Consider the following 21,795-nt stretch of genomic DNA (forward strand, 5'->3'; position numbering starts at 1 on the left):
GCGCGCGCCACGTTCAGCGGGACGCCGCCGCTGCGGGGGAACGCAGGGCCATGCCCGGTGGCGACGGATGACCGCGCTCACGCGCTTCCCGGACGACCGCCTCGATCGCCTCAGCCACCACCTCGGGCTTGTCGCGCTGGATGTAATGCCCTGACCCCGCCACCGGCTGGATCTCCTTGCCGCCGACCAGCGGCAGCCAGTTCGGCTCCAGGCCATGCACCATGGACTCGAACCCGCTCGCCACCTCCATCGGCGAATACACCGTGCGCGTCAGCACCCGCACCGGCACATCCGGCCGCGGCTTCTGCCACAGCGTGTCGATGCAGTCCTGCTGCTGCAGGAATTCGGCCTGCATCATCCCGCGGAAGACCCGCCGGCTCATGCTGTCCAGCATGTTGGCCATCACCGGCACCTCCACCTGCATCTTGCGCAGGTGCAGCGGATGGGTCGCGTCGACCAGCACGATGCCGGCGACCTCGTCCGGATACAGCCTCGAGAACGCGTACTGGTAAAGCCCGCCGATCGAGTGGCCCACCAGCACATAGGGCGGCTTGATGCCGGCGCTCTGGAGCAGGCCATGCAGCTCGGTCGCGATGCCGCAGGGGTTGCGCGGCGTCGGCGGCGTGGCGGTGCTGTCGCCGTAGCCGGGGCGGTCGTAGGCGAAGACGCTGTAGTCGGCGCGCAGCGCGTTCAGCACCGCCGCCCAGGGATCGCGGCCGTCGCCCAGTCCCGATTGCAGGACGACCGTCGGCTCGCCATGGCCGACATGGGTGAACACGATCGGCCCCCCGGTGACGCGCTGGTTGCCGGTGTTGGGCATCGGGCTGGCGCAGCCGGCCAGCACGGCGGCGACCGTGACGACCCACGCCAATGACTTCGGCGCCCGAAGGCGCCGTTCAACTGCGGACATGCGGAACACTCCATCTGGCCGGCGGCCGCCTGTCCCCGCGTCGATCGCGATCCCGTCGCCCGGGATCGCGTCGCGCCATCCCGTCGGATCAGGCCGTCTGCTCGCCGTTGCCGGCATTGTGCCCATCGGCGCGCGGCCACAGCGCGGGATCGAGCCGCTCTCCGCGCAGCAATTGCAACGGGGCGCGGTGGTAGAGCTGGATGTCGTGGAAGGGGTCGGTGATGATCTTCGTCGCCCAGGCCAGGCCGGTGCGCAGGTCGCGGATCACCGCCAGCTGCAGCACGCGGAACAGCAGGCCGCCCACGCCCAGCCAGAACCAGAGCAGGCCCAGCTGGTGCAGGTAGTCGCCGAAGCCGGTGGCCGGCTCAAACAGCCCGAACAGGCCCGGCTGCAGCCACAGCGCGACTGGCGACAGCGCCCACAGCCCCATCAGCACGACCTTGCGGCGCAGGTTGTAGCCGACCTTGATCTCTTCCTTGTGCTCGTGCGTCGCCTGGTTCACGTGGTCGTAGCCCTTGGGCTCGAAGAAGAAGTGCCCGGCCTGGCGGCTGGTCATCGAGACGCCCCAGGCCAGCAGCGCCGACCAGGCCGGATCGACCAGCAGCAGCCCGTAGGCGACCACGAAGCAGCAGGCGCTGAGCAGATGCAGCGACTGGTTGATGCGGCAGTGGTGGTAGTAGCGGTGGTCGTCCCAGCGCTGTTCATTCAGAAGTGCCAGAAAGTCCTTCATGCGGGCCTCGTCCGTGAGATGACCATGAGATGAGCCGTGGAGCGTGCCGTCACTCGATGGCAGTGCCGTGATGGCACGATGGCGCGTCGATGACGGACGCGTGGCGACTGTGTCCATCGGGCGTGTCAGGCGCGTGACGATCGGCGCCGTCACAGAACTGTTGCGTTGGCCGCCCATCATCCGCGCCATGACGACCCCGCCGATCGAACTCGAAGTCGACGAGCTGCCCACGCGCCAGCGGCATTTCCGCGTCGCGGTGGTGACGGAGACCTATCCGCCCGAGGTCAACGGCGTGGCGCGCAGCATCGCCTGCGTCGTCGGCGGGCTGCAGGCGCGCGATCACGCGGTGCAGCTGCTGCGGCCGCGTCAGGCGCCAGCTGGTGCGCCCGCGGCCGGCGAGTCGCCGGTCGACGAGATCCTCATGCGCGGTCTGGCCGTGCCGCGCTACCCGCACCTGCGCATGGGCGTGGTGTCCAAGCGCACCCTGGTCAACCTCTGGGCCAGCAAGCGGCCCGACGTCGTCCACATCGCCACCGAAGGCCCGATGGGCTGGTCCGCGCTGCAGGCCGCCCGCCATCTCAAACTGCCGGTGGTGTCGGAGTTCCGCACCAACTTCCACGCCTATGCCCAGCATTACGGCATCGGCTGGCTGCGGCGGCCGCTGCTGGCCTATCTCCGCAAGTTCCACAACCGCTGCCACGCGACGATGGTGCCGAACGCGGCGCTCGCGGGCGAACTCATGGCGCAGGGATTCCGGCACGTGAGCGTCATCGCCCGCGGCGTCGACACCCACCTCTTCCATCCCTCGCGCCGCAGCGAAGCGCTGCGGGAGCACTGGGGCGCAGCGCCTGGCGACCCGGTCCTGCTCCACGTCGGCCGGCTGGCCGCCGAGAAGAACCTCCAGCTCCTGGTCGACCTCTGGCCCACCATCCGCCAGCGCCATCCGCGCGCCAGGCTCGTGCTCGTCGGCGATGGACCCGCGCGCGCCGACTTCGAACACGCGCTGCCACCCTCCTCCAACGTCGTGTTCGCCGGCATGCAGCATGGGGAACAGCTCGCCGCCTGCTACGCCAGCGGCGACCTCTTCGCCTTCCCCAGCATCACCGAAACCTACGGCAACGTCACGCCCGAAGCACTCGCCAGCGGCTTGCCCGTCATGGCCTACCAGTACGCCGCAGCAGCCCTGCTCGTGCGCGACGGCGTGAACGGCGGACTCGCGCCGTTCAATGAACCAGCGGCATTCCAGGCTCGGACGCTGGCACTGCTCGATGACCTGCCTCGCCTGCGTGCAATGCGCATCGCAGCGCGAGCCAGCGCGGAATCCCTCGACTGGGAAGGCATCGTGCAAGGGATCGAACAGGTCTACGCCTCCGCCATCGACGGCACCTCGGTCGCGCTGCGGGCAGGGTCGCAGCTGTCGGGGATCGAGGCTAGGGCCCATTGACTGCGGAGGCCAAGCGCAGGTGAAGGAAGCCCGGGGCCGGCAGCGGCGCCCGCTTTGGGCACTCAACTCCCGCCGCTCACCTTCGGCTCGCTTTGGTCAGACAGAACGTGCCTGGTCAGTTTTTGGAAGCGGGCGCCGCTGCCGGCCCCGGGCTCCCTTCACCTCACACCAGAGAGCGGTTCGAAGAGGTCGGCGCCACACCATCACGGACGCGACGGCGGATCATCAGGATCAGCACGCAGGCGAAGACGAAAGCGCCCAGCGCGCTCATCAACCAGACCAGCGGAACTCCCATCGCCTGCAGCGCGGTGTAGCAACCCAGCATCAGCAGGATGCTCAGGTTCTCGTTGAAGCCCTGCACCGCAATCGAACGGCCCGCGCTCAGGATCTGCACGCCACGATGCTGCAGCAAGGCATTCATCGGGACGACCATCGCACCGCCCACCGCACCCACCAGCACCATCGCCGGCAACGCCCAACCCAGCGACGTCACCCACGGCGTGCCCAGCATCAAACCACCCAGCATCAGACCCAGCGGCATCACCCGCAACGAGTGCTGCAACGCAATCCATCGGCCCGCCAAGCCCGCACCCACCACAACCCCAATCGCCACCGTGGCCTGCAGGTACGCCCCCTGGTTCAAGCGCAGACCCAGCACGTCCTGCGCCCATTGCAGGACCGCCAGCTGCAAGGTCGCACCCGCACCCCAGAACAGCGTCGTCATCGACAGCGACAAGCGACCACCCAGCCGGTCGCGCCACAGGGCGCGGTTGGAGATCCGGAAATCACGCACGATGTCCAGCGCGCGGCGCGGCGGTCGGGGATAGACGATGCCGCTCTCGGGCACGCGCAGCTGCAGCAGCGCCGCCAGCGCATAGACGCCCAGCAGCGCGTACAACGACGCGATCACCGGACGCGCCACGCCCCATCCCCCCATCGCCGCCATCCACCACGGACTGACCAGCAGGCCGCCGACCAGCGTGCCCAGCAGCACCGAGCACACCACCGACACCTCGATCCACCCGTTGGCCGCCACCAGGCGCGTCGGCGGAACGATCTCCGTGATGAGGCCGTACTTGGCCGGCGCATAGCAAGCCGCGGCCGTGCCGACGATGCCGAATGCCAGCAGCGGATCCAGGCCCAGCGCCATCGCGCCGACCCCCAGCGCCTTCAGCCCATTCATCCAGCTCATCAGCGCCACCTTGGGCCAGGCATCGGCGATCAATCCCACCACCGGCGCCAGCCCGACGTAGGCGAGCGTAAAGCACAGCTTCAGCAGCGGCGCCCACCAGGCCGGCTGCCCCATCTCGCGCAGCAGCGCGATGCCGACGATGAGGAGCGCGTTGTCGGCGAGCGCGGAAAGGAACTGCGCGGCAATGAGGGTATGGAATCGCGGGGGCATGTGGGGTGGCCAGTGCGCGGCGAGTATGCGAAGGCGCCGTGACCGACCGTTGACACGCGATTGACATCGCCGCGACAGCCCGCGGACAGCCCCCGCGGCGCGTCCGCATCCGCCGGGTCGCCACGCGGAACGAATTGACACGCCCGCCGCGCGGACCCGTCCGGCACCCCCTCCACGATCAGCGACAATCCCGCCGCTATGTTTGCCCTGTTCGAAGACGCCGGAAAATTCCTCGCCGGCCGCATCCTGTCCGAAGCCGAATCCTCGATGCAGATCGAGCTCGATTCGGGCAAGCGCGTCAAAGTGAAGACCGCCCATGTGCTGCTCAAGTTCGACAAGCCCGCGCCGGCCGAGCTGATCGCGGAGGGCCAGCGCCTGGCCGCCGAGATCGACCTCGACCTGGCCTGGGAGTTCGCGCCCGAGGGCGAATTCGGCTTCGCCGACCTGGCCCGCGACTACTTCGACGAGAAAGCGACGCTCGGCCAGCAGACCGGCGCGCTGTTCCGCCTGTTCGAGGCGCCGCACTATTTCCGCCGGATGGGCAAGGGCCTGTTCAAGAAGGCGCCGGCCGAGATCGTCAAGGCCGCGTTGCTGGGCATCGAACGCAAGAAGCAGGTCGCGGCGCAGATCGAGCAGTGGGCCGACGAGCTCGCCGCGGGCCAATGCCCGGCGCCGATCGGCGACCAGATCTACAAGATCCTCTTCCGCCCGGACAAGAACGGCCCGGAGTACAAGGCCGTCGTCGAGGCCGCCAGGCGCAGCCACAAGGCGCCGCTGGACCTGCTCAAGGACGCCGGCGCGATCGCCAGCCCCTACCAGTTCCACTGGAAGCGCTTCCTCTTCGAGCACTTCCCCAAAGGCACCAGCTTCCCCGCGCTGTCCGCGCCGCAGATCAAGGACGAGCTGCCGCTGGCCGGCGTGCGCGCGTTCTCGATCGACGACTCCGCCACCACCGAGATCGACGACGCGCTGTCCGTCCAGGGCCTGGGCACCGGCACGGTGGTCTTCGGCGTGCACATCGCCGCGCCGGGCCTGGCGATCCAGCCGGACTCGCCGGTGGACAAGGTCGCCCGCGAGCGCTTCTCCACCGTCTACATGCCGGGCTGGAAGCTGACCATGCTGCCCGACGACGTGGTCCAGGCCTACACGCTGATCGAAGGCCGCGACTGCCCCGCCGTCAGCATCTACCTGACGATGGACGAGGCGACGCTGGAGATCACCGCCCGCGAGACCCGGCTCGAGCGCGTGCCCATCGCCGCCAACCTGCGCCACGACAAGCTGGACCACGTCATCACCGACGCCACGCTGACCGGCGCGGCGCCGGCCGACTACGACTTCGCGCCGGAACTGGCCTTCGCCTACCGCCTGGCCAAGGACCTCAAGGCCAAGCGCGAGGTGGTGCGCGGCAAGCCCGAGACCTTCAACCGGCCCGACTACAACTTCCGCCTGGAGGGCAACGGCGAGCACGAACCGGTGGGCGCCGAGCAGGTCAGCATCTCGGTGCGCCAGCGCGGCACTGCGCTGGACCTGATCGTGGCCGAGGCCATGATCCTGGCCAACTCCAGTTGGGGCGGCATCCTCGCCGACTGCGGCGTGCCCGGCATCTACCGCAGCCAGGCCAGCCTGGCGCCGGGCATGAAGGTCCGCATGGGCACCAAGCCCGCGCCGCACGCCGGCATGGGCGTGGCGCAGTACACCTGGGCGACGTCGCCGCTGCGCCGTTATGTCGACCTCGTGAACCAGTGGCAGATCATCGCCTGCGCCCGCCACGGCAAGACCGCCGCGCTGGCGGCGCCGTTCAAGCCCAAGGACGCGGCGCTGTTCTCGATCATCTCGGGCTTCGACGCCGCCTACAGCGCCTACAACGGCTTCCAGTCCGGCATCGAGCGCTACTGGACGCTGCGCTATCTGCAGCAGCAGGGCATCACCGAGCTGACCGCCGCGGTCCTCAAGGACGGCCTGGTCCGCGCCGACGAGCTGCCGCTGGTGTTCCGCGCGCTGGGCTGCGAATCGCTGCCGCGCAACAGCCACGTCAAGGTCCGCATCACCGGCCTGGATGAGCTGACGCTGGAGGTGCACGCCAACCTGGTCGAGCGCCTGGATGCCGAGGCCGCCCCGTCCGGCGACGCGGAAGCCGAGGAGGACGAAGAGCCCAGCGGCGTGCTGACGCTGGCGATCGACGTCAACGACGAAGGCGCGGATAGCGCCGACACGACCAAGGGCACGGACGGCGCGGCGACGCCCGCCCCCGCCGCCTCCTGATCCGCTTCCGCATGTTCACGATGCCCAAGCTCAGCCTCCTGCAGTACGCGCTGATCGTCTCGGCCGGGGTGCACCTGGGCCTGGGGACGCTCAAGTTCGTCGCGCCCGACCAGTTCGACCGCCTGTTCCAGGACACGCCGCTGGAGGTGGTGCTGGTCAACGCCCGCGGCCAGGAGGCGCCGGTCAAGGCGCAGGCGCTGGCACAGGCCAACCTGGCCGGCGGCGGCGAGATGGCGGCGGACCTGCGCGCCACGTCGCCGCTGCCGCCCTCGCCCAAGGCCGAGACCGGCGACAGCACCGAGGTCCAGCACAGCCAGATCCAGCAGCTGCAGGTGGCCCAGGAACAGCTGCTCACCCGGGTGCGACGCGAGCTCGCGCTGCTGCCGCCGCCCGACCCGCAGCGCGACAAGGGCACGCCCGAGGCGCGCGAGCAGGCCGAGCGTCGCCGCCAGCTGGTGCACCTGCTTGCCGAGATCGAGAAGCGCGTCAACGAGGAGAACGCGCGGCCGAAGAAGCGCTACGTCAGCCCGGCCACGCGCGAGGTCGTCTACGCCCAGTACTACGACCAGCTGCGCCGCCGCATCGAGAGCCGCGGCACCCGCGACTTCCCGACCTACCAGGGCCGCAAGCTCTACGGCGAGCTGACGATGAACATCCATGTGGACGCCCGTGGCCGCGTGGTGGAGACCGACATCGTGCAGAGCTCCGGCAACGCGGTGCTGGACCGTCGGGCGGTGGCCATCGTCCGGGCCAGCGCGCCGTTCGGCAACTTCACGACGCAAATGCGCCAAGGCGCGGAACTGCTGGTGATCACCTCGCGCTTCCGCTTCACCCGCGACGAGAACCTGGAAACGACCCTCAGCGGGCAGCCGTCCTGACGGCGCCCGCCGCGGCCGGATCGCGTGGCCGCGCCCCTTCTTATATAGACGTCATGAGCGCAGATCCGACTTCCGCCGCCGCGACCACCACGACTGCCACCACCGCCGGGCCCGACCGGTACGCCGTCGCCGGCAATCCGGTGGCGCACAGCCGTTCGCCGGAGATCCACGCCGCCTTCGCCGCGCAGACCGGCCAGTCGCTGGTCTACGAGCGCCTGCTCTGCCCGCTCGACGGGTTCGAGGCCGCGATCCGCGACTTCGTCGCCAGCGGCGCGCGCGGCTGCAACGTGACGGTGCCCTTCAAGTTCGACGCCTTCCGGCTCGCGGCCCGCCGCACGCCGCGCGCCGCGCTTGCCGGCGCGGTCAACACGCTGCGCTTCGACACAGACGGCGGCTGGCTCGGCGACAACACGGACGGCGCCGGCCTGGTGGCCGACATCGAGCGCAACGCCGCGCGCCCGCTGCGCGGCCTGCGCGTGCTGCTGATCGGCGCCGGCGGGGCTTCCGCCGGCGTGCTCGGCAGCCTGATCGGCGGCCGACCCGCGGAGATCCGCATCGTCAACCGCAGCGCCGACAAGGCGCTGGCCCTCGCGGCCAGCCACCGCGCCTGGGCCGACGACCACGGCGTGCGCCTGAACGCGGGCGGACTCGACACCCCCGCACCGGACGGTCGGCACGACGTGCTGATCAACGGCACCAGCGCCTCGCTCAGCGGCGCCGGCCTGCCCTTGCCGGATCCGGACGCGCTGGTGCTGGCCGCCGGCGGCCTGGCCGTCGACATGATGTATGGCGCGTCCGCCGCCCCCTTCCTGAACTGGGCTGCGGGCCAGGCGGGCGCCGGCGGCGCGGCCCGCGATGGCCTGGGCATGCTGGTCGAGCAGGCGGCCGAGGCCTTCCTCCTCTGGCGCGGCGTGCGGCCGGACAGCGCGGCGGTGCTGGCTGACCTGCGCCGTCGACTCGCCGCCCCTTGAGACCCGATCGAGGATCCATTGAGGACCGCTCCATGAAACAGTTCTGGCGATTCGCCGGCATGCTGCTCGTCAGCGTCCTGTGCCTGCAGCTGTTCTTCGCCGCCCGCATCGCGCTGATGACGGTGGTGTCGCCGCAGTCGACGACCTTCCAGCGCTCCGAAGCGCTGCGCCTGCTGCGCGAGAAGCACCAGATCCTCTGGGCCCAGCAATGGGTCGACGGCTCCTTGATCAGCAAGCACCTCAAGCGCGCCGTGATCGCCAGCGAGGACGCCGGTTTCAACGAACACGGCGGCGTGGATTGGGACGCGCTCGAAAAGGCCTGGGACAAGAACCAGCGCGCGCAGGAGCTGGCCGACCAGCGCGCCGCCCGCCTGGCCAAGACGAATCCGAACAAGCCGGCGCCGGTCCCCAAGGTCATCGGCGGCTCGACGATCTCGCAGCAGTTGGCCAAGAACCTGTTCCTGAACTCGGAGCGCAACTTGCTGCGCAAGGGCCAGGAACTGGTGCTGACGCTGATGCTGGAAGCGCTGCTGGACAAGCAGCGCATCCTGGAGATCTACCTGAACAACGTCGAGTGGGGCGAGGGCGTGTTCGGCGCCCAGGCCGCCGCCCGTCACTACTACCGCGTCGACGCCGCCCGGCTGGGCCCCAACCAGGCGGCGCGCCTGGCGGTGATGCTGCCGGCGCCGAAGCGGTTCGAGAAACGCCCAGGTTCGCCGTATGTGATCGGCCGGGCTGGCACCATCGAGGCCCGGATGGGCGCGGTCGACATCCCCTGACGCTTGGGCCAGGGATCGCCCGCCCAGGGCCGAGCCGCCGAAAGGGCGCCATGACACCCGAATTGACGACCGAGATCGCCGCCGCCGCCGCCCGCCTGGTGGTGGAGGAAGGCCTGGAATACGGCCCCGCCAAGTCGCGCGCGCTGAAGGTGCTCGGCCTGCCGCCGCGCACCGCGCTGCCCAGCAACGATGAACTGGAAGACCAGGTACGCGAGTATCTGGACATCTTCTGCGCCGACACGCAGCCGGCCGAGCTGCTGGCCCTGCGCGAACTGGCCGCCACCTGGATGGAGCGGCTGGCCGAGTTCCGCCCCCACCTGAGCGGCGCCGTCTGGCGCGGCACCGCCACCCGGCTGTCCCACATCCATCTGCAGTTGTATTGCGATGACAGCAAATCGGCGGAGATCGCGCTGCTGAACCAGGGCGTGGACTATGACGTCGGCCAATCCCGCAATGCCAAGGGCGAAACCGTCGACCAGCTCGTCCTGGATGTGCCTTGCCGCGCGCTGAACGAGCGGGTGGCGATCGCGCTGACCATCCTGGATCACGACGACCTGCGCGGCGCGCTCAAGCCCGACGCGCGCGGCCGGACCGAACGCGGCGACCTCGCCGCGCTGCGCCAACTGCTGAACGGGAAGGAAGATTGAATGCAACGACGCGCTGTTCTGGGGCTGGGCGCCGCTGGCGTGGTGGCTGCCGGCGCGGGGGCCTACCTCGCGCTTCATCATGAAAGGCAGGCCGGCGGTGGGGGCGGCGCAGCGCCGTCGGGACCGCTCTCGGCGGAAGCCGCGGCGTTCTGGAACGCCAGCTTCGACACGCTCGACCAGCAGACCTACGAGCCCGGCGCCCACCTGCGCGGCAAGCCGCTGCTGCTGAACTTCTGGGCCACCTGGTGCGCGCCTTGCGTCAAGGAATTGCCGGAAATCAATCAGTTTCACGACGAGTTCTCCTCCAAGGGGTGGCAGGTGCTCGGTCTGGCCGTCGACGCGCCGACGCCCGTGCGGGGCTTCCTCGAGAAACTTCCGTTGAAGTTCCCGGTCGCCCTCGCCGGGCTCACCGGCACCGATCTGTCCAAGACCCTGGGCAATGCCAAGGGAGGCCTGCCGTTTACCGTCGCCTTCAGCGCGAAAGGCGAGCCGATCTGGCGCAAGTTGGGCGCCACCCACCTGGAAGAACTGCGCGAGATGGCCCGCGCGATGAAGTCCTGAAGCCTCGACCGAAGCCCCGTCAAGGCCTGCTCGGCCATAGCGGGCGGCCTGAAGCTGGTCAAGCCTTTTATTTTTGGCTTGCTGCCGGGATCTGAACCCAAAAGGCGTAAAGTCCACCCTTTTACGCTTCTAGTGTCTTCGCTCTAATTGGCGGGACCGGTCGCTGAATGCAAGTCCTGGTACTACACGGCCCCAACCTCAACCTGCTCGGCACCCGAGAGCCTGGGGTCTACGGCGCGACCACTTTGGCGGAGATCGACGCAGATCTTCGCCGGATCGCGCAGGAAGCCGGCGTAGCTCTGGAGAGCTATCAAAGCAACCACGAAGGTGGCTTGGTAGACCGCATTCAAGCAGCCGGACGCGACGGCACGCGCTTCATCATCATCAATCCGGCGGCCTACACCCACACCAGCGTCGCGATCCGCGATGCGCTTGCGGCGGTGGCGCTGCCGGTGATTGAAGTGCATCTGTCCAACATCCACAAGCGCGAACCGTTCCGTCACCACAGCTACGTGTCGCCGGTCGCGGAAGGCGTGATCTGCGGACTGGGTCCGGCCGGCTACCGGTTGGCGCTGCAGTTCGCGATCCAGCAATTGAGCCGGCCGGCCTCGTCCCCCTGAGCGCCGCGGTCCGCCTGCCGTCGGACCGGAAGACAACCCGAAGATCACAACCGATCCCCGTTGGAGAGTTCATATGGATTTGCGCAAGCTCAAGACCCTGATCGACCTCGTCTCCGAGTCGAACATCTCTGAACTTGAAATCACCGAGGCCGATGGCAAGGTGCGCATCGTCAAGTCCGATGGCCAGCCCGTCGTGGCGGCCATGCCCATGATGCAGGCGCCGCAGATGGTCGCCGCGCCGGCAGCGCAGGCCGCCGCCCCGGTCGCCGCCGCACCTGTGGCCGCGCCGGCCCCGGCCGCGGAAACCGGCCACATCGTCAAGTCGCCGATGGTCGGCACCTTCTACCGCGCCTCCAGCCCGAACGCCAAGCCGTTCGCCGAGGTCGGCCAGCAGGTCAAGGAAGGCGACCCGATCTGCATCATCGAGGCCATGAAGATCATGAACGAGATCGAAGCCGACAAGACCGGCACGATCACGAAGATCCTGATCGAGAACGGCCAGCCGGTGGAATTCGGCCAATCGCTGATCGTCATCGAGTAAGGCGGTCCGAGATGTTCAAGAAGATCCTCATCGCGAATCGCGGCGAGATCGCCTTGCGTATCCAGCGCGCTTGCCGCGAACTGGGCGTGAAGTCGGTCGTCGTGTATTCGGAAGCGGACCGCGACGCGAAGTACGTGAAGCTGGCCGACGAGGCCGTCTGCATCGGCCCCGCGCCGTCCGCGCAGAGCTACCTGTCGATGCCGGCCATCATCGCGACGGCCGAGGTCACCGACGCCGAAGCGATCCACCCCGGCTACGGCTTCCTGTCCGAGAACGCGGACTTCGCCGAGCGCGTCGAGCGCAGCGGCTTCACCTTCATCGGCCCGACCCCGGACAACATCCGGACCATGGGCGACAAGGTCTCGGCCAAGCAGGCCATGATCAAGGCCGGCGTGCCCTGCGTGCCCGGCTCCGAGGGCGCCCTGCCCGACGATCCCAAGGAGATCGTCCGCATCGCCCGCGCGATCGGCTATCCGGTGATCATCAAGGCCGCCGGCGGCGGTGGCGGCCGCGGCATGCGGGTCGTCCACACCGAGGCCGCGCTGGTCAACGCGGTGCAGATGACCAAGGCCGAGGCGGCCGCGGCCTTCGGCAATCCGCAGGTCTACATGGAGAAGTTCCTGGAGCATCCGCGTCACGTGGAGATCCAGGTGCTGGCCGACGGCCACAAGAACGCCGTCTGGCTGGGCGAGCGCGACTGCTCGATGCAGCGCCGCCACCAGAAGATCATCGAGGAAGCGCCAGCGCCGGGCATTCCGCGCCGCCTGATCGAGCGCGTCGGCGACCGCTGCGCCGCGGCCTGCAAGAAGATGGGCTACCGCGGCGCGGGCACCTTCGAGTTCCTGTACGAGAACGGCGAGTTCTACTTCATCGAGATGAACACCCGCGTGCAGGTCGAGCACCCGGTGACCGAACTGGTGACCGGCGTCGACATCGTGCAGATGCAGATCCGCATCGCCGCCGGCGAGAAGCTGCCCTTCACCCAGCGCAACATCACGATGCGCGGTCATTCGATCGAGTGCCGCATCAACGCCGAGGATCCGGTGAAGTTCATCCCGTCCCCCGGCCGCATCACGATGTGGCACCCGCCCGGCGGTCCCGGCGTGCGCGTGGACTCGCATGCGTACACCAACTACTTCGTGCCGCCGAACTACGACTCGATGATCGGCAAGATCATCGTCCACGGCGACACCCGCGAGCAGGCCCTGGCCCGCATGCGCATCGCGCTGTCGGAGACCGTCGTCGAAGGCATCCAGACCAACATCCCGCTGCACCGCGAGTTGATGGCCGATGCCAAGTTCATCGAAGGCGGTACCGACATCCACTACCTCGAGCAGTGGATGGCCGCCCACAAGCGCTGACCCGAAGGCGCTGCCCGATCAGCGCCGACCGCCGCTGAGCGACAATGCGCAGGCCCTCAAGCGTGGACGCTGGTCCGCCTTGAGGGCTTCTCCATTTCAGAAGTCCCCCGAAGTCCCGGAGCCGCCATGAGCGAAAACCACGGCGAAGACCACGCCAACGATCCCCTGCTGCACGAGCTCGTGCTGATCTGCCGCGAGGAGGATGTCGAGACCGTCAGCGACGCGCTGATGGAGATCGATTCGCTGGCCGTCTCCGTCGAGGATGCCGATGCCGACACGCCCGCGGAGCGCGCGCTGTTCGGCGAGCCCGGCATGCCGGCGCCGCGCGCGGGCTGGGAGCGCTCGGTGGTGAAGGCGCTGTTCGCCGAGGAAGCCGAGGCCACCGAAGCCGCGACGCTGATCCTGGCGCAGGACTGGGCCACCGACGTCCACGTGCAGGCGATCCAGACCGTCGCGCAGCAGGACTGGGTGCGGCTGACGCAATCGCAATTCGCGCCGGTGGAGATCACGCCGGAGTTCTGGATCGTCCCGTCCTGGCACGAGGCGCCGGCGCAGGCGCGGCAGGTCATGCGGCTCGACCCGGGCTTGGCATTCGGCACCGGCACCCATCCGACGACACGCATGTGCCTGCGCTGGATCGCACGCCACGGCGCCGAGGCCGCCCACTGGGATCGCGTGCTCGACTACGGCTGCGGCTCCGGCATCCTGGCCATCGCGGCCGGCTTGTTCGGCGCGAAGTCCATCGACGCCGTCGACATCGACCCGGCCGCGCTGATCGCCTCGACGCACAACGCCAAGGACAACGGCGTGACGCTGAACGCCGCGATGCCCGATGCCGCGAACGGCGAGTACCCGGTGGTGCTGGCCAACATCCTGGCCACGCCGCTGAAACTGCTGGCGCCGCTGCTGTGCAACCACCTGCGCCCGGGCGCGCACCTGGTGCTGGCCGGCATCCTCGAGCGCCAGGCCGATGAATTGAAGGCCGCTTACGCGCCGCACGTGGCCCTCGAGGTCGCCGACAGCGAGGACGGCTGGATTCTGATGACGGCGCGTCGCCCTGCCTGATCCATCGCTCGAAGGACCACTCGCCGCACGCACGCCAGCCCTCCCGACCCATCGTCCGCGGGCACTTCCATTGCCTCGCCCGGGCCGATGAACAGCCACATCGCGGGTCGCGCGCCCGTGGTGACGGTGTGTCAACCGGGGGGTGTTCGCGTCAAGGACTGACCCTGCTTCGTGGCATCATCGCGCCCATGAATCTCGCGACCCGCTGCACGACCTGCGGCACCATCTTCCGGGTGGTGCAGGACCAGCTGCGCGTCTCCGAAGGCTGGGTCCGCTGCGGCCGCTGCGCCGAGGTCTTCGATGCCCGCGAGCAGCTGTTCGATCTCGAGCGCGACAGCCCGCCGCCCTGGCCGCCGCTGAGCCCCCCGGCAGAGCCCGCGCCGGTCGACCGGCGCCCGCCACAGCCCGCGCCGACACCGACCGCGCCAGCCTATCGCGACGACTTCCCGCCGAGCCAGCCCGCACCCTTGCCACCGTCGAGGCCAGTGGCCCCGCCCGCGTCGATCTTCGCGCCGGAGCCCGTCTTCGCACCGGAGCCGCCGGCTCACCACCAACCACCGCGCGACAGCGGCTGGATCGCCGCCGACGACGAGTCGCTCAATCCCTTCGCGCCGCCGCGCCGCATGGCCGACGACGAGCCGATGGACGACATCGTCGACGCGCGCTTCAACGCGACCGGCGTCGACGAGCGTCCGCACGAAGCCCGTCGGGAACCCTTCCTCGAGGCGCCCGCCGCGCCCGATCCGCGATCGCATTTGCCCGAACCCAAGGGCATGCGGTTCGAGGAGGATGAGCTGCCGCCGCCGATGATCGACGACGACGAGCGCCCTGATGTGACCCTGGCGCTGAGCCCGGCCACCGCGGCGCAGCTGCGCGCGAATGAACCGGCACCGGAGCCGGACCTGGGGCCGTCGCTCGAACCTTCGTCGTCGATGATGGCGCCCGACGAGGACGCCATCGCCGAGGCCAAGCGCGCGGCCAAGGCCACGAGGAAGCGCCGGTTCTGGAATCCGTTCAAGCGGCGCCGGGCCGCCACGCCCCGATCGACGGAGAGCCCCGAAACCACGATGACGGTGCTGGCGGCGGAGTCCGAACTCCTGGCCGCCCGCGCGGCCGCGTCGACCGCCAGTGCGGACGCGATGTCCGCGCAGGGCTCACCGAGCGTGATGCCGGACCAGTTGCCGAGCTTCATGCGCCAGGCCGAGTCGGCACGACGCTGGAATCGCCCCGGCGTGCGCCTGGCGCTGGGCAGCGCCGCGACGATCCTGGCGCTCGGGCTGATGGGCCAGTTGCTCTGGCATGCCCGCGAGGCGATCGCGGCGCAGTACCCGACGGCCAAGCCGGCGCTGGTTTCGGTGGCGCAGGCGCTGGGCCAGGAGATCAAGCCCTGGCAGCACATCGAAGCCTTGAGCGTCGAGAGCAGCAGCCTCAATCCGGCCGGCGCCGCCAACCACTACCGCTTCAGCATCAGCCTGCGCAATCGCAGCAATTGGGAAGTGGCGCAGCCGTGGGTGGACCTGAGCCTGACCGACGCGAGTGGCGTGCTGGTCGTGCGCCGCATGCTCTCGCCGGCCGAGATGCAGGCCGGCCGCGTCGCGCTGCCGGCCGGCGCCGACCAGCAGCTGCAGCTGGTCTTCGACAGCGGCGCGCAGAAGATCAGCGGCTACTCGGTCGAGCTCTTCTATCCCTGACCGGGGACACGGGCCACTGCCCGAACGATCCTTCTCCCTCTGATGGGCGCCGCGCAGGCGCCCTTCTTCTTTGGCGACCCCAATGGGAGGCCGCAAAGAAAAAACCCGGCTTGCGCCGGGTTCGGAGGGCTCGACGAACCGGACCCGAAGGTCCGGTCATCGTTCAAGCTCAGGGCTTGTTGCCGGTCGGGAAGGGCCAGGCGGCTTGCGGGCTCAGCGCGGTCTTCGCAGCCGGGGCCGGCGCAGCGGCAGGCTTGGCAGCGGGGGCAGCGGCAGGCTTGGCAGCAGCCTTCTTCGGTGCAGCGGCCTTCTTCGGAGCAGCAGCCTTCTTGGCGGCCGGCTTCGCAGCAGGCTTGGCGGCGGCCTTGGGGGCAGCCTTCTTCGCAGCAGCGGCCTTCTTGGCAGGCGCAGCCTTCTTCGCGGCGGGCTTCGCAGCCTTGGCAGTGGCCTTGATCGGCGGCTTCTTGGCGGCGGAGGCCTTCTTGGCCGGCGCAGCCTTCTTGGCAGCGACCTTCTTGGCCGCAACCTTCTTCGCCGGTGCCGCCTTCTTCGCAGCAGCCGCCTTCTTGGCCGGAGCGGCCTTCTTCGCCGGCGCCGCCTTCTTCGCAGCAGCGGCCTTCTTCGCCGGCGCAGCCTTCTTGGCCGGAGCGGCCTTCTTCGCCGGCGCCGCCTTCTTGGCCGGAGCCGCCTTCTTCGCGGCCGGAGCCTTCTTCGCAGCGGCCTTCTTGGCCGGAGCCGCCTTCTTGGCCGGAGCGGCCTTCTTCGCAGTTGCCATTTCAGTTCTCCTTGATCAAGTGGAAATAGCCCTGCCCGTCATCAACCGGTTGATGCCGGTGCAGGTATTCACCGCCCACGACGCGCGGGAGTTGCGCTCCGCGGTGCGGTGAATCGGGTTGCGGTGCGCCTCCGCCGCTTCTATGTCGGTCGGTCGGCGCATCGCCAAGCTTGATCTCTTCTTCAACAAACAATGCTCGAGGGTCACTCCGCCTCGGACTTCATCAGTCCCAGGACAGCGCGCCGCCCGATTGGTATTCGATCACTCGCGTTTCGAAGAAGTTGCGTTCCTTCTTCAGGTCAATCATTTCGCTCATCCAGGGGAACGGGTTTTCCTCGTTCGGGAAGAGCGCTTCCAGGCCGATCTGCGTCGCGCGACGATTCGCGATGTAGCGCAGGTAGCCCTTGAACATGGCCGCGTTCAGGCCCAGCACGCCGCGCGGCATCGTGTCCTCGGCGTAGCGGTACTCGAGCTCCACGGCCTTCTGGAACAGCGCCTTGATCTCCGCGCGGAATTCAGGCGTCCACAGGTGCGGGTTCTCGAGCTTGATCTGGTTGATCAGGTCGATGCCGAAGTTGCAGTGCATCGACTCGTCGCGCAGGATGTACTGGTACTGCTCGGCGGCGCCGGTCATCTTGTTCTGACGCCCCAGCGCCAGGATCTGCGTGAAGCCGACGTAGAAGAACAGGCCTTCCATCAGGCAGGCGAAGACGATCAGCGACTTGAGCAGCGTCTGGTCGTTCTCCGGGGTGCCGGTGACGAAGTTGGGATCCATGATCGCGTCGATGAACGGGATCAGGAATTCGTCCTTGTCGCGGATCGACTGCACCTCGTGATAGGCGTTGAAGATCTCGCTCTCGTCCAGGCCCAGCGACTCGACGATGTATTGGTAGGCGTGGGTGTGGATCGCTTCCTCGAAGGCCTGGCGCAGCAGGAACTGGCGGGCTTCGGGGGCCGTGATGTGGCGGTAGGTGCCCAGCACGATGTTGTTGGCGGCCAGCGAATCGGCGGTCACGAAGAAGCCGAGGTTGCGCTTGATGATTCTGCGTTCATCGTCGGTCAGACCGTTCGGGTCCTTCCACAGCGCGATGTCGCGGGACATGTTCACTTCCTGCGGCATCCAGTGATTCGCGCAGGTGGCGAGGTACTTCTCCCACGCCCACTTGTACTTGAACGGGACCAGCTGGTTGACGTCGGTCTGGCCGTTGATGATGCGCTTGTCGGCGACGTTCACACGGCGCTCGCTCGCGTTGGCGATCGACGAGGCAGAAGAGGACACCGAACCCGCCGCGGAGGCGGCGGCATCACGCGCGACGGCTTGCGTCGCTGCGTGGATCGATGCGCCCGACTGCGGCGCGTTGCTCGAAGGTTGACGGTCTTCTTCCCAAACCAGCATGGTGGTCTTCCTATGGTCGCGGATTATCGGAGTGTTGTGTTCAAACACAAAGGACTTCTTGACTTTGACGCCGCTTCGCTGTTGCTGGTCCGCATCGCATTCGACGCGTCGGACCACGTGCGTCGCATCTCTTGATGAGTGCGATGCCGCGCGATCTCGACACGCGGCAGGAGCCGGAGCGGACGTCCGATCAAGCGTTCATCGATCGCTCGCGAGGCCGGGCGGAAAAATCGCCGATCGCCGCGAACATCGATGAACACTCGCATCGCGAGCGTCGGAGGTGTCGACGCATGACGCCGACACCTCCTGTTTCGATTACTGGCAGGCCTCGCAACCGGGGTCGTCGATGGCGCAGAACTTGACGTCCGTCGCCGGCGACACGTCGCCCAGATCCGGCGAGACCGAAGTCTCGATCGGCGCGACCGCAACCGGTGCCGCCGCGACCGGCGCGGCGCTCAGGCCACCGATGCCGCTGCTCACCGCGTTGAGCTGGCCGGCGTTCTGCACGGTGCTCTTCTCGGCATGCGTCGCGCCCATCGTGCGGAGGTAGTAGGTGGTCTTCAGGCCACGCTGCCACGCCAGCTTGTAGGTCTCGTCCAGGCGCTTGCCCGAGGCGCCGGCCATGTAGATGTTCAGGCTCTGCGCCTGGTCGATCCACTTCTGGCGGCGCGCGGCGGCTTCCACCAGCCACACCGGATCCACTTCGAACGCGGTGGCGTACAGGTGCTTGAGTTCCTCGGGCACGCGGTCGATGCGGCGCAGCGAGCCGTCGAAGTGCTTGAGGTCCATGACCATCACGTCGTCCCACAGGCCCAGCTTCTTGAGGTCGCGGACCAGGTGCTCGTTCACCACGGTGAACTCGCCCGACAGGTTGGACTTCACCGACAGGTTGCCGAAGCAGGGCTCGATCGACGCGTCGACGCCGATGATGTTGGAGATCGTCGCGGTCGGCGCGATCGCCACGCAGTTGCTGTTGCGCATGCCGTCACGGGCGATCTTGGCGCGCAGCGCGTCCCAGTCCAGCGACGACGAGCGGTCCACGTCGACGTAGCCGCCGCGGGCTTCGGCCAGCAGGTTCAGCGAGTCGATCGGCAGGATGCCGCGGTCCCACAGCGAGCCGCGGTAGCTGCTGTAGCGGCCACGCTCGGCGGCCAGTTCGGTCGAAGCCCAGTAGGCGTGATAGCAGACGGCTTCCATCGAGCGGTCGGCGAACTCGACCGCGGCGTCGGAGGCGTAGGGCACGCGCAGCTGGTACAGCGCATCCTGGAAGCCCATGATGCCCAGGCCCACCGGACGGTGGCGCAGGTTGGAGTCGCGCGCCTTCTTGACCGCGTAGTAGTTGATGTCGATGACGTTGTCGAGCATGCGCATCGCCGTCGACACCGTCTTCTTCAGCTTCTCCTGGTCGATCTTGCCGTCCTTCAGATGCTGCGACAGGTTGACCGAGCCCAGGTTGCAGACCGCGATCTCGTTGTCGTTGGTGTTCAGCGTGATCTCGGTGCACAGGTTGGACGAGTGCACGACGCCGACATGCTGCTGCGGCGAGCGCACGTTGCAGGCGTCCTTGAACGTGATCCAGGGATGGCCCGTCTCGAACAGCATCGTCAGCATCTTGCGCCAGAGGTCGCGGGCCGGCATGCGCTTGTGCAGCTTGAGCTCGCCGCGGTCGACCTTGGCTTCATAGGCCGTGTAGGCGACCTCGAATTCCTTGCCGAACAGGTCGTGCAGGTCCGGGCAGGTGGACGGGCTGAACAGCGTCCAGTCGCCGCCTTCGATGACGCGCTTCATGAACAGGTCGGGAATCCAGTTCGCCGTGTTCATGTCGTGGGTGCGGCGCCGGTCGTCACCGGTGTTCTTGCGCAGCTCGAGGAATTCCTCGATGTCCAGGTGCCACGTCTCCAGGTAGGCGCAGACGGCGCCCTTGCGCTTGCCGCCCTGGTTCACCGCGACGGCGGTGTCGTTGACCACCTTCAGGAAGGGGACGACGCCTTGCGACTTGCCGTTCGTGCCCTTGATGTGCGAGCCCAGCGCGCGCACCGGCGTCCAATCGTTGCCCAGACCGCCAGCGAACTTGGACAGCAGCGCGTTTTCCTTCAGCGCTTCATAGATGCCGTCCAGGTCGTCGGCCACCGTCGTCAGGTAGCAGCTGGACAGCTGCGAGCGGCGCGTGCCCGAGTTGAACAGCGTCGGCGTGGAGCTCATGAAGTCGAAGGTCGACAGGACTTCGTAGAACTCGATGGCACGGGCTTCGCGGTCGATTTCGCCCAGCGCCAGGCCCATCGCGACGCGCATGAAGAAGGCCTGCGGCATTTCGATGCGGGTGCCGTCCACATGCAGGAAGTAGCGGTCGAACAGCGTCTGCAGGCCCAGGTAGTCGAACTGCAGGTCACGCTCGGCCTTCAGCGCGGCGCCCAGCTTGGCCAGGTCGTACTGCTGCAGCTTCTCGTCCAGCAGCTCAGCCTGCACGCCCTTCTTGATGAAGCCGGGGAAGTAGTCGGCGTACGCGGTGGCCATCTCGGCCTGCGTGACCTCGCGGCCCAGGATCTCCTTGCGGATCGTGTGCAGCAGCAGGCGGGCGGTGGCGCGGGTGTAGCCCGGGTCCTTCTCAATCAGCGTGCGCGCGGCCAGGATGGCGGCCTTGTAGACCTCGTCCATCGGGACACCGTCGTACAGGTTGCGCTTGGTCTCGGCCAGGATGGGCTCGGGCTTGACGTCCACACCCAGGTTCTCGCAGCTCGACGAGATCAGCGCCGCCAGCTTGTTCAGGTCGAGCGGCACCCGCACGCCGTTCTCGATCACCGAGATGCCGGACTCCAGCACCGCGGCCTGGCGCTGCTCGCCCTGGGCGGCGCGCTCCTGGGTGCGGCGCTCGCGGTACAGCACGTAGGCGCGCGCCACTTCATGGTGGCCGCCGCGCATCAGCGCCAGCTCGACGTGGTCCTGCACGTCCTCGATGTGGAAGGTGCCGCCGGCCGGGCGCGAGCGCAGCAGCGCGCGCGTCACCGAATCGGTCAGCGCGTCGACGGTCTCGCGCACGCTGGCGGACGCCGCACCGCTGGTGCCGTGCACCGCGAGGAAGGCCTTCATCATCGCCACGGCCACCTTGCTCGGCTCGAAGTGCACCACCGCGCCGTTGCGGCGGATGATCTGGTGCTGCGGGAAGCTGGCCGAAGCGGCGGCGGACTCGCGCGGAGCCTGGGCCAGGCCCGTTTCAGCGGTCGGTGTGGCGGCGACAGTCTGCATGGGATCCTCGTCTGTTCTGGTGTCTGGAAAAACAAAAAAGCTTCGCCCGGCCCGGCTTGTCCGAAGGGCCCGGCGATCAGGGGGTCAGGTGATGTCGGCGGTGCTGCTGATGCGCCCGGACTTGGGATTCCCGGTCCTCCGACCAAGGGGTCGGCAGCGCGGGCAAGACGTCTGAGGGAGCATTCATCGCCGTGTTTGCGAAGTCAGCAGGATAGCATGCAAAACACTATATCTAGTGGTCGCAGCACCTTCAAGGAACTAGCGGTAGCGTCATCGCCCTTGACGTCCGCCATGCGCTGGTCTAGCCGTAAGACCTGGCCCCGCACAGCCCCGATGGATTCGCGCATCGTGGCCGCGACGCCAGGATTGGCGCGGGTTGCAGCCGGGAATCGGACGCGAGGGCCGATGGTTGCTGAGCAGGCGCCGATGGCGTCTCGATGACACGCCGCGCCGCTGTCCCCACCCGTTAGGACAACCCCGCCCTAGGACCTTCCCGGAGGGGCCACCGGCGGTGGGGTC

The 21,795-nt window shown here is 68.3% G+C and carries 19 protein-coding genes; 12 read left to right on the plus strand and 7 right to left on the minus strand.

Features of this window, described 5'->3' with window-relative positions; genetic code table 11:
- Positions 1-13: 13 nt before the first annotated feature.
- Both FHT38_RS18440 and FHT38_RS18445 read right to left on the minus strand, forming a co-directional pair.
- Positions 14-910, minus strand: a complete 897-nt coding sequence (locus tag FHT38_RS18440) for an alpha/beta fold hydrolase (RefSeq protein ID WP_147239835.1) — start codon at positions 908-910, stop codon at positions 14-16.
- A gap of 88 nt (positions 911-998) precedes the next feature.
- On the minus strand, positions 999-1,640 hold the full coding sequence (locus FHT38_RS18445) for a hypothetical protein (RefSeq protein ID WP_183492823.1): 642 nt from the start codon (positions 1,638-1,640) through the stop codon (positions 999-1,001).
- A gap of 187 nt (positions 1,641-1,827) precedes the next feature.
- Between FHT38_RS18445 and FHT38_RS18450 the strand changes: the two genes are divergently transcribed.
- Complete coding sequence (locus FHT38_RS18450) at positions 1,828-3,084, plus strand: glycosyltransferase family 1 protein (RefSeq protein ID WP_183492824.1); 1,257 nt, start codon at positions 1,828-1,830, stop codon at positions 3,082-3,084.
- A 163-nt stretch (positions 3,085-3,247) separates the two neighbouring features.
- Here the strand turns inward: FHT38_RS18450 and lplT are convergent, their stop codons facing one another.
- A complete protein-coding gene (gene lplT, locus FHT38_RS18455) occupies positions 3,248-4,486 on the minus strand; it encodes a lysophospholipid transporter LplT (protein ID WP_183492825.1) in 1,239 nt (412 codons plus the stop codon).
- Between the two features lie 198 nt (positions 4,487-4,684).
- Here lplT and FHT38_RS18460 point away from each other — a divergent pair, with 198 nt between their 5' ends.
- The 11 genes from FHT38_RS18460 to FHT38_RS18510 all read left to right on the plus strand — a co-directional run bounded on the left by FHT38_RS18460 (position 4,685) and on the right by FHT38_RS18510 (position 15,862).
- Positions 4,685-6,748: a ribonuclease catalytic domain-containing protein gene (locus tag FHT38_RS18460; RefSeq protein WP_183492826.1), complete on the plus strand. Its 2,064-nt coding sequence runs from the start codon at positions 4,685-4,687 to the stop codon at positions 6,746-6,748.
- A gap of 20 nt (positions 6,749-6,768) precedes the next feature.
- Complete coding sequence (locus tag FHT38_RS18465; protein ID WP_091731498.1) at positions 6,769-7,626, plus strand: TonB family protein; 858 nt, start codon at positions 6,769-6,771, stop codon at positions 7,624-7,626.
- A gap of 53 nt (positions 7,627-7,679) precedes the next feature.
- Positions 7,680-8,597 (plus strand): shikimate dehydrogenase, encoded by a 918-nt coding sequence (gene aroE, locus FHT38_RS18470; RefSeq protein ID WP_183492827.1) that lies wholly within the window; start codon positions 7,680-7,682, stop codon positions 8,595-8,597.
- Between the two features lie 32 nt (positions 8,598-8,629).
- Positions 8,630-9,376, plus strand: a complete 747-nt coding sequence (locus FHT38_RS18475) for a transglycosylase domain-containing protein (protein WP_091727034.1) — start codon at positions 8,630-8,632, stop codon at positions 9,374-9,376.
- Positions 9,377-9,426: 50 nt separating this feature from the next.
- The gene (locus FHT38_RS18480) at positions 9,427-10,023 is read left to right on the plus strand and encodes a hypothetical protein (RefSeq protein ID WP_091727039.1); all 597 of its coding nucleotides are present in this window, start codon (positions 9,427-9,429) and stop codon (positions 10,021-10,023) included.
- Positions 10,024-10,584, plus strand: a complete 561-nt coding sequence (locus FHT38_RS18485) for a TlpA disulfide reductase family protein (protein ID WP_183492828.1) — start codon at positions 10,024-10,026, stop codon at positions 10,582-10,584.
- A gap of 167 nt (positions 10,585-10,751) precedes the next feature.
- Entirely contained in the window at positions 10,752-11,204 is a 453-nt protein-coding gene (aroQ, locus tag FHT38_RS18490) for a type II 3-dehydroquinate dehydratase (RefSeq protein ID WP_091727046.1), read from the plus strand.
- A gap of 73 nt (positions 11,205-11,277) precedes the next feature.
- Entirely contained in the window at positions 11,278-11,745 is a 468-nt protein-coding gene (gene accB, locus FHT38_RS18495; protein WP_091727050.1) for an acetyl-CoA carboxylase biotin carboxyl carrier protein, read from the plus strand.
- Between the two features lie 11 nt (positions 11,746-11,756).
- Positions 11,757-13,106, plus strand: a complete 1,350-nt coding sequence (gene accC / locus FHT38_RS18500) for an acetyl-CoA carboxylase biotin carboxylase subunit (protein ID WP_091727054.1) — start codon at positions 11,757-11,759, stop codon at positions 13,104-13,106.
- Between the two features lie 168 nt (positions 13,107-13,274).
- Entirely contained in the window at positions 13,275-14,171 is an 897-nt protein-coding gene (gene prmA, locus FHT38_RS18505; protein ID WP_091731503.1) for a 50S ribosomal protein L11 methyltransferase, read from the plus strand.
- Between the two features lie 188 nt (positions 14,172-14,359).
- Positions 14,360-15,862, plus strand: a complete 1,503-nt coding sequence (locus FHT38_RS18510) for a zinc-ribbon and DUF3426 domain-containing protein (protein ID WP_183492829.1) — start codon at positions 14,360-14,362, stop codon at positions 15,860-15,862.
- 169 nt (positions 15,863-16,031) lie between these two features.
- Here the strand turns inward: FHT38_RS18510 and FHT38_RS25430 are convergent, their stop codons facing one another.
- The 4 genes from FHT38_RS25430 to FHT38_RS18525 all read right to left on the minus strand — a co-directional run bounded on the left by FHT38_RS25430 (position 16,032) and on the right by FHT38_RS18525 (position 21,276).
- Positions 16,032-16,637, minus strand: a complete 606-nt coding sequence (locus FHT38_RS25430) for a histone (RefSeq protein ID WP_255488851.1) — start codon at positions 16,635-16,637, stop codon at positions 16,032-16,034.
- Positions 16,638-16,652: 15 nt separating this feature from the next.
- Entirely contained in the window at positions 16,653-16,799 is a 147-nt protein-coding gene (locus FHT38_RS25435) for a hypothetical protein (protein ID WP_175538342.1), read from the minus strand.
- Between the two features lie 61 nt (positions 16,800-16,860).
- Positions 16,861-18,033, minus strand: a complete 1,173-nt coding sequence (locus tag FHT38_RS18520; RefSeq protein ID WP_091727066.1) for a ribonucleotide-diphosphate reductase subunit beta — start codon at positions 18,031-18,033, stop codon at positions 16,861-16,863.
- A 315-nt stretch (positions 18,034-18,348) separates the two neighbouring features.
- A complete protein-coding gene (locus tag FHT38_RS18525; RefSeq protein ID WP_183492831.1) occupies positions 18,349-21,276 on the minus strand; it encodes a ribonucleoside-diphosphate reductase subunit alpha in 2,928 nt (975 codons plus the stop codon).
- Between the last annotated feature and the right edge of the window lie 519 nt (positions 21,277-21,795).

Source organism: Mitsuaria sp. BK041 (assembly GCF_014193085.1).
GTDB lineage: Bacteria > Pseudomonadota > Gammaproteobacteria > Burkholderiales > Burkholderiaceae_C > Roseateles.

What these genes read in the sequence shown, in the direction of transcription:
- FHT38_RS18440 (WP_147239835.1), bottom strand. Translation starts at nt 910, where the DNA reads ATGTCCGCAGTTGAACGGCGCCTTCGGGCGCCGAAGTCATTGGCGTGG.
- FHT38_RS18445 (WP_183492823.1), bottom strand. Translation starts at nt 1,640, where the DNA reads ATGAAGGACTTTCTGGCACTTCTGAATGAACAGCGCTGGGACGACCAC.
- FHT38_RS18450 (WP_183492824.1), top strand. Translation starts at nt 1,828, where the DNA reads ATGACGACCCCGCCGATCGAACTCGAAGTCGACGAGCTGCCCACGCGC.
- lplT (WP_183492825.1), bottom strand. Translation starts at nt 4,486, where the DNA reads ATGCCCCCGCGATTCCATACCCTCATTGCCGCGCAGTTCCTTTCCGCG.
- FHT38_RS18460 (WP_183492826.1), top strand. Translation starts at nt 4,685, where the DNA reads ATGTTTGCCCTGTTCGAAGACGCCGGAAAATTCCTCGCCGGCCGCATC.
- FHT38_RS18465 (WP_091731498.1), top strand. Translation starts at nt 6,769, where the DNA reads ATGCCCAAGCTCAGCCTCCTGCAGTACGCGCTGATCGTCTCGGCCGGG.
- aroE (WP_183492827.1), top strand. Translation starts at nt 7,680, where the DNA reads ATGAGCGCAGATCCGACTTCCGCCGCCGCGACCACCACGACTGCCACC.
- FHT38_RS18475 (WP_091727034.1), top strand. Translation starts at nt 8,630, where the DNA reads ATGAAACAGTTCTGGCGATTCGCCGGCATGCTGCTCGTCAGCGTCCTG.
- FHT38_RS18480 (WP_091727039.1), top strand. Translation starts at nt 9,427, where the DNA reads ATGACACCCGAATTGACGACCGAGATCGCCGCCGCCGCCGCCCGCCTG.
- FHT38_RS18485 (WP_183492828.1), top strand. Translation starts at nt 10,024, where the DNA reads ATGCAACGACGCGCTGTTCTGGGGCTGGGCGCCGCTGGCGTGGTGGCT.
- aroQ (WP_091727046.1), top strand. Translation starts at nt 10,752, where the DNA reads ATGCAAGTCCTGGTACTACACGGCCCCAACCTCAACCTGCTCGGCACC.
- accB (WP_091727050.1), top strand. Translation starts at nt 11,278, where the DNA reads ATGGATTTGCGCAAGCTCAAGACCCTGATCGACCTCGTCTCCGAGTCG.
- accC (WP_091727054.1), top strand. Translation starts at nt 11,757, where the DNA reads ATGTTCAAGAAGATCCTCATCGCGAATCGCGGCGAGATCGCCTTGCGT.
- FHT38_RS18510 (WP_183492829.1), top strand. Translation starts at nt 14,360, where the DNA reads ATGAATCTCGCGACCCGCTGCACGACCTGCGGCACCATCTTCCGGGTG.
- FHT38_RS25430 (WP_255488851.1), bottom strand. Translation starts at nt 16,637, where the DNA reads ATGGCAACTGCGAAGAAGGCCGCTCCGGCCAAGAAGGCGGCTCCGGCC.
- FHT38_RS25435 (WP_175538342.1), bottom strand. Translation starts at nt 16,799, where the DNA reads ATGCGCCGACCGACCGACATAGAAGCGGCGGAGGCGCACCGCAACCCG.
- FHT38_RS18520 (WP_091727066.1), bottom strand. Translation starts at nt 18,033, where the DNA reads ATGCTGGTTTGGGAAGAAGACCGTCAACCTTCGAGCAACGCGCCGCAG.
- FHT38_RS18525 (WP_183492831.1), bottom strand. Translation starts at nt 21,276, where the DNA reads ATGCAGACTGTCGCCGCCACACCGACCGCTGAAACGGGCCTGGCCCAG.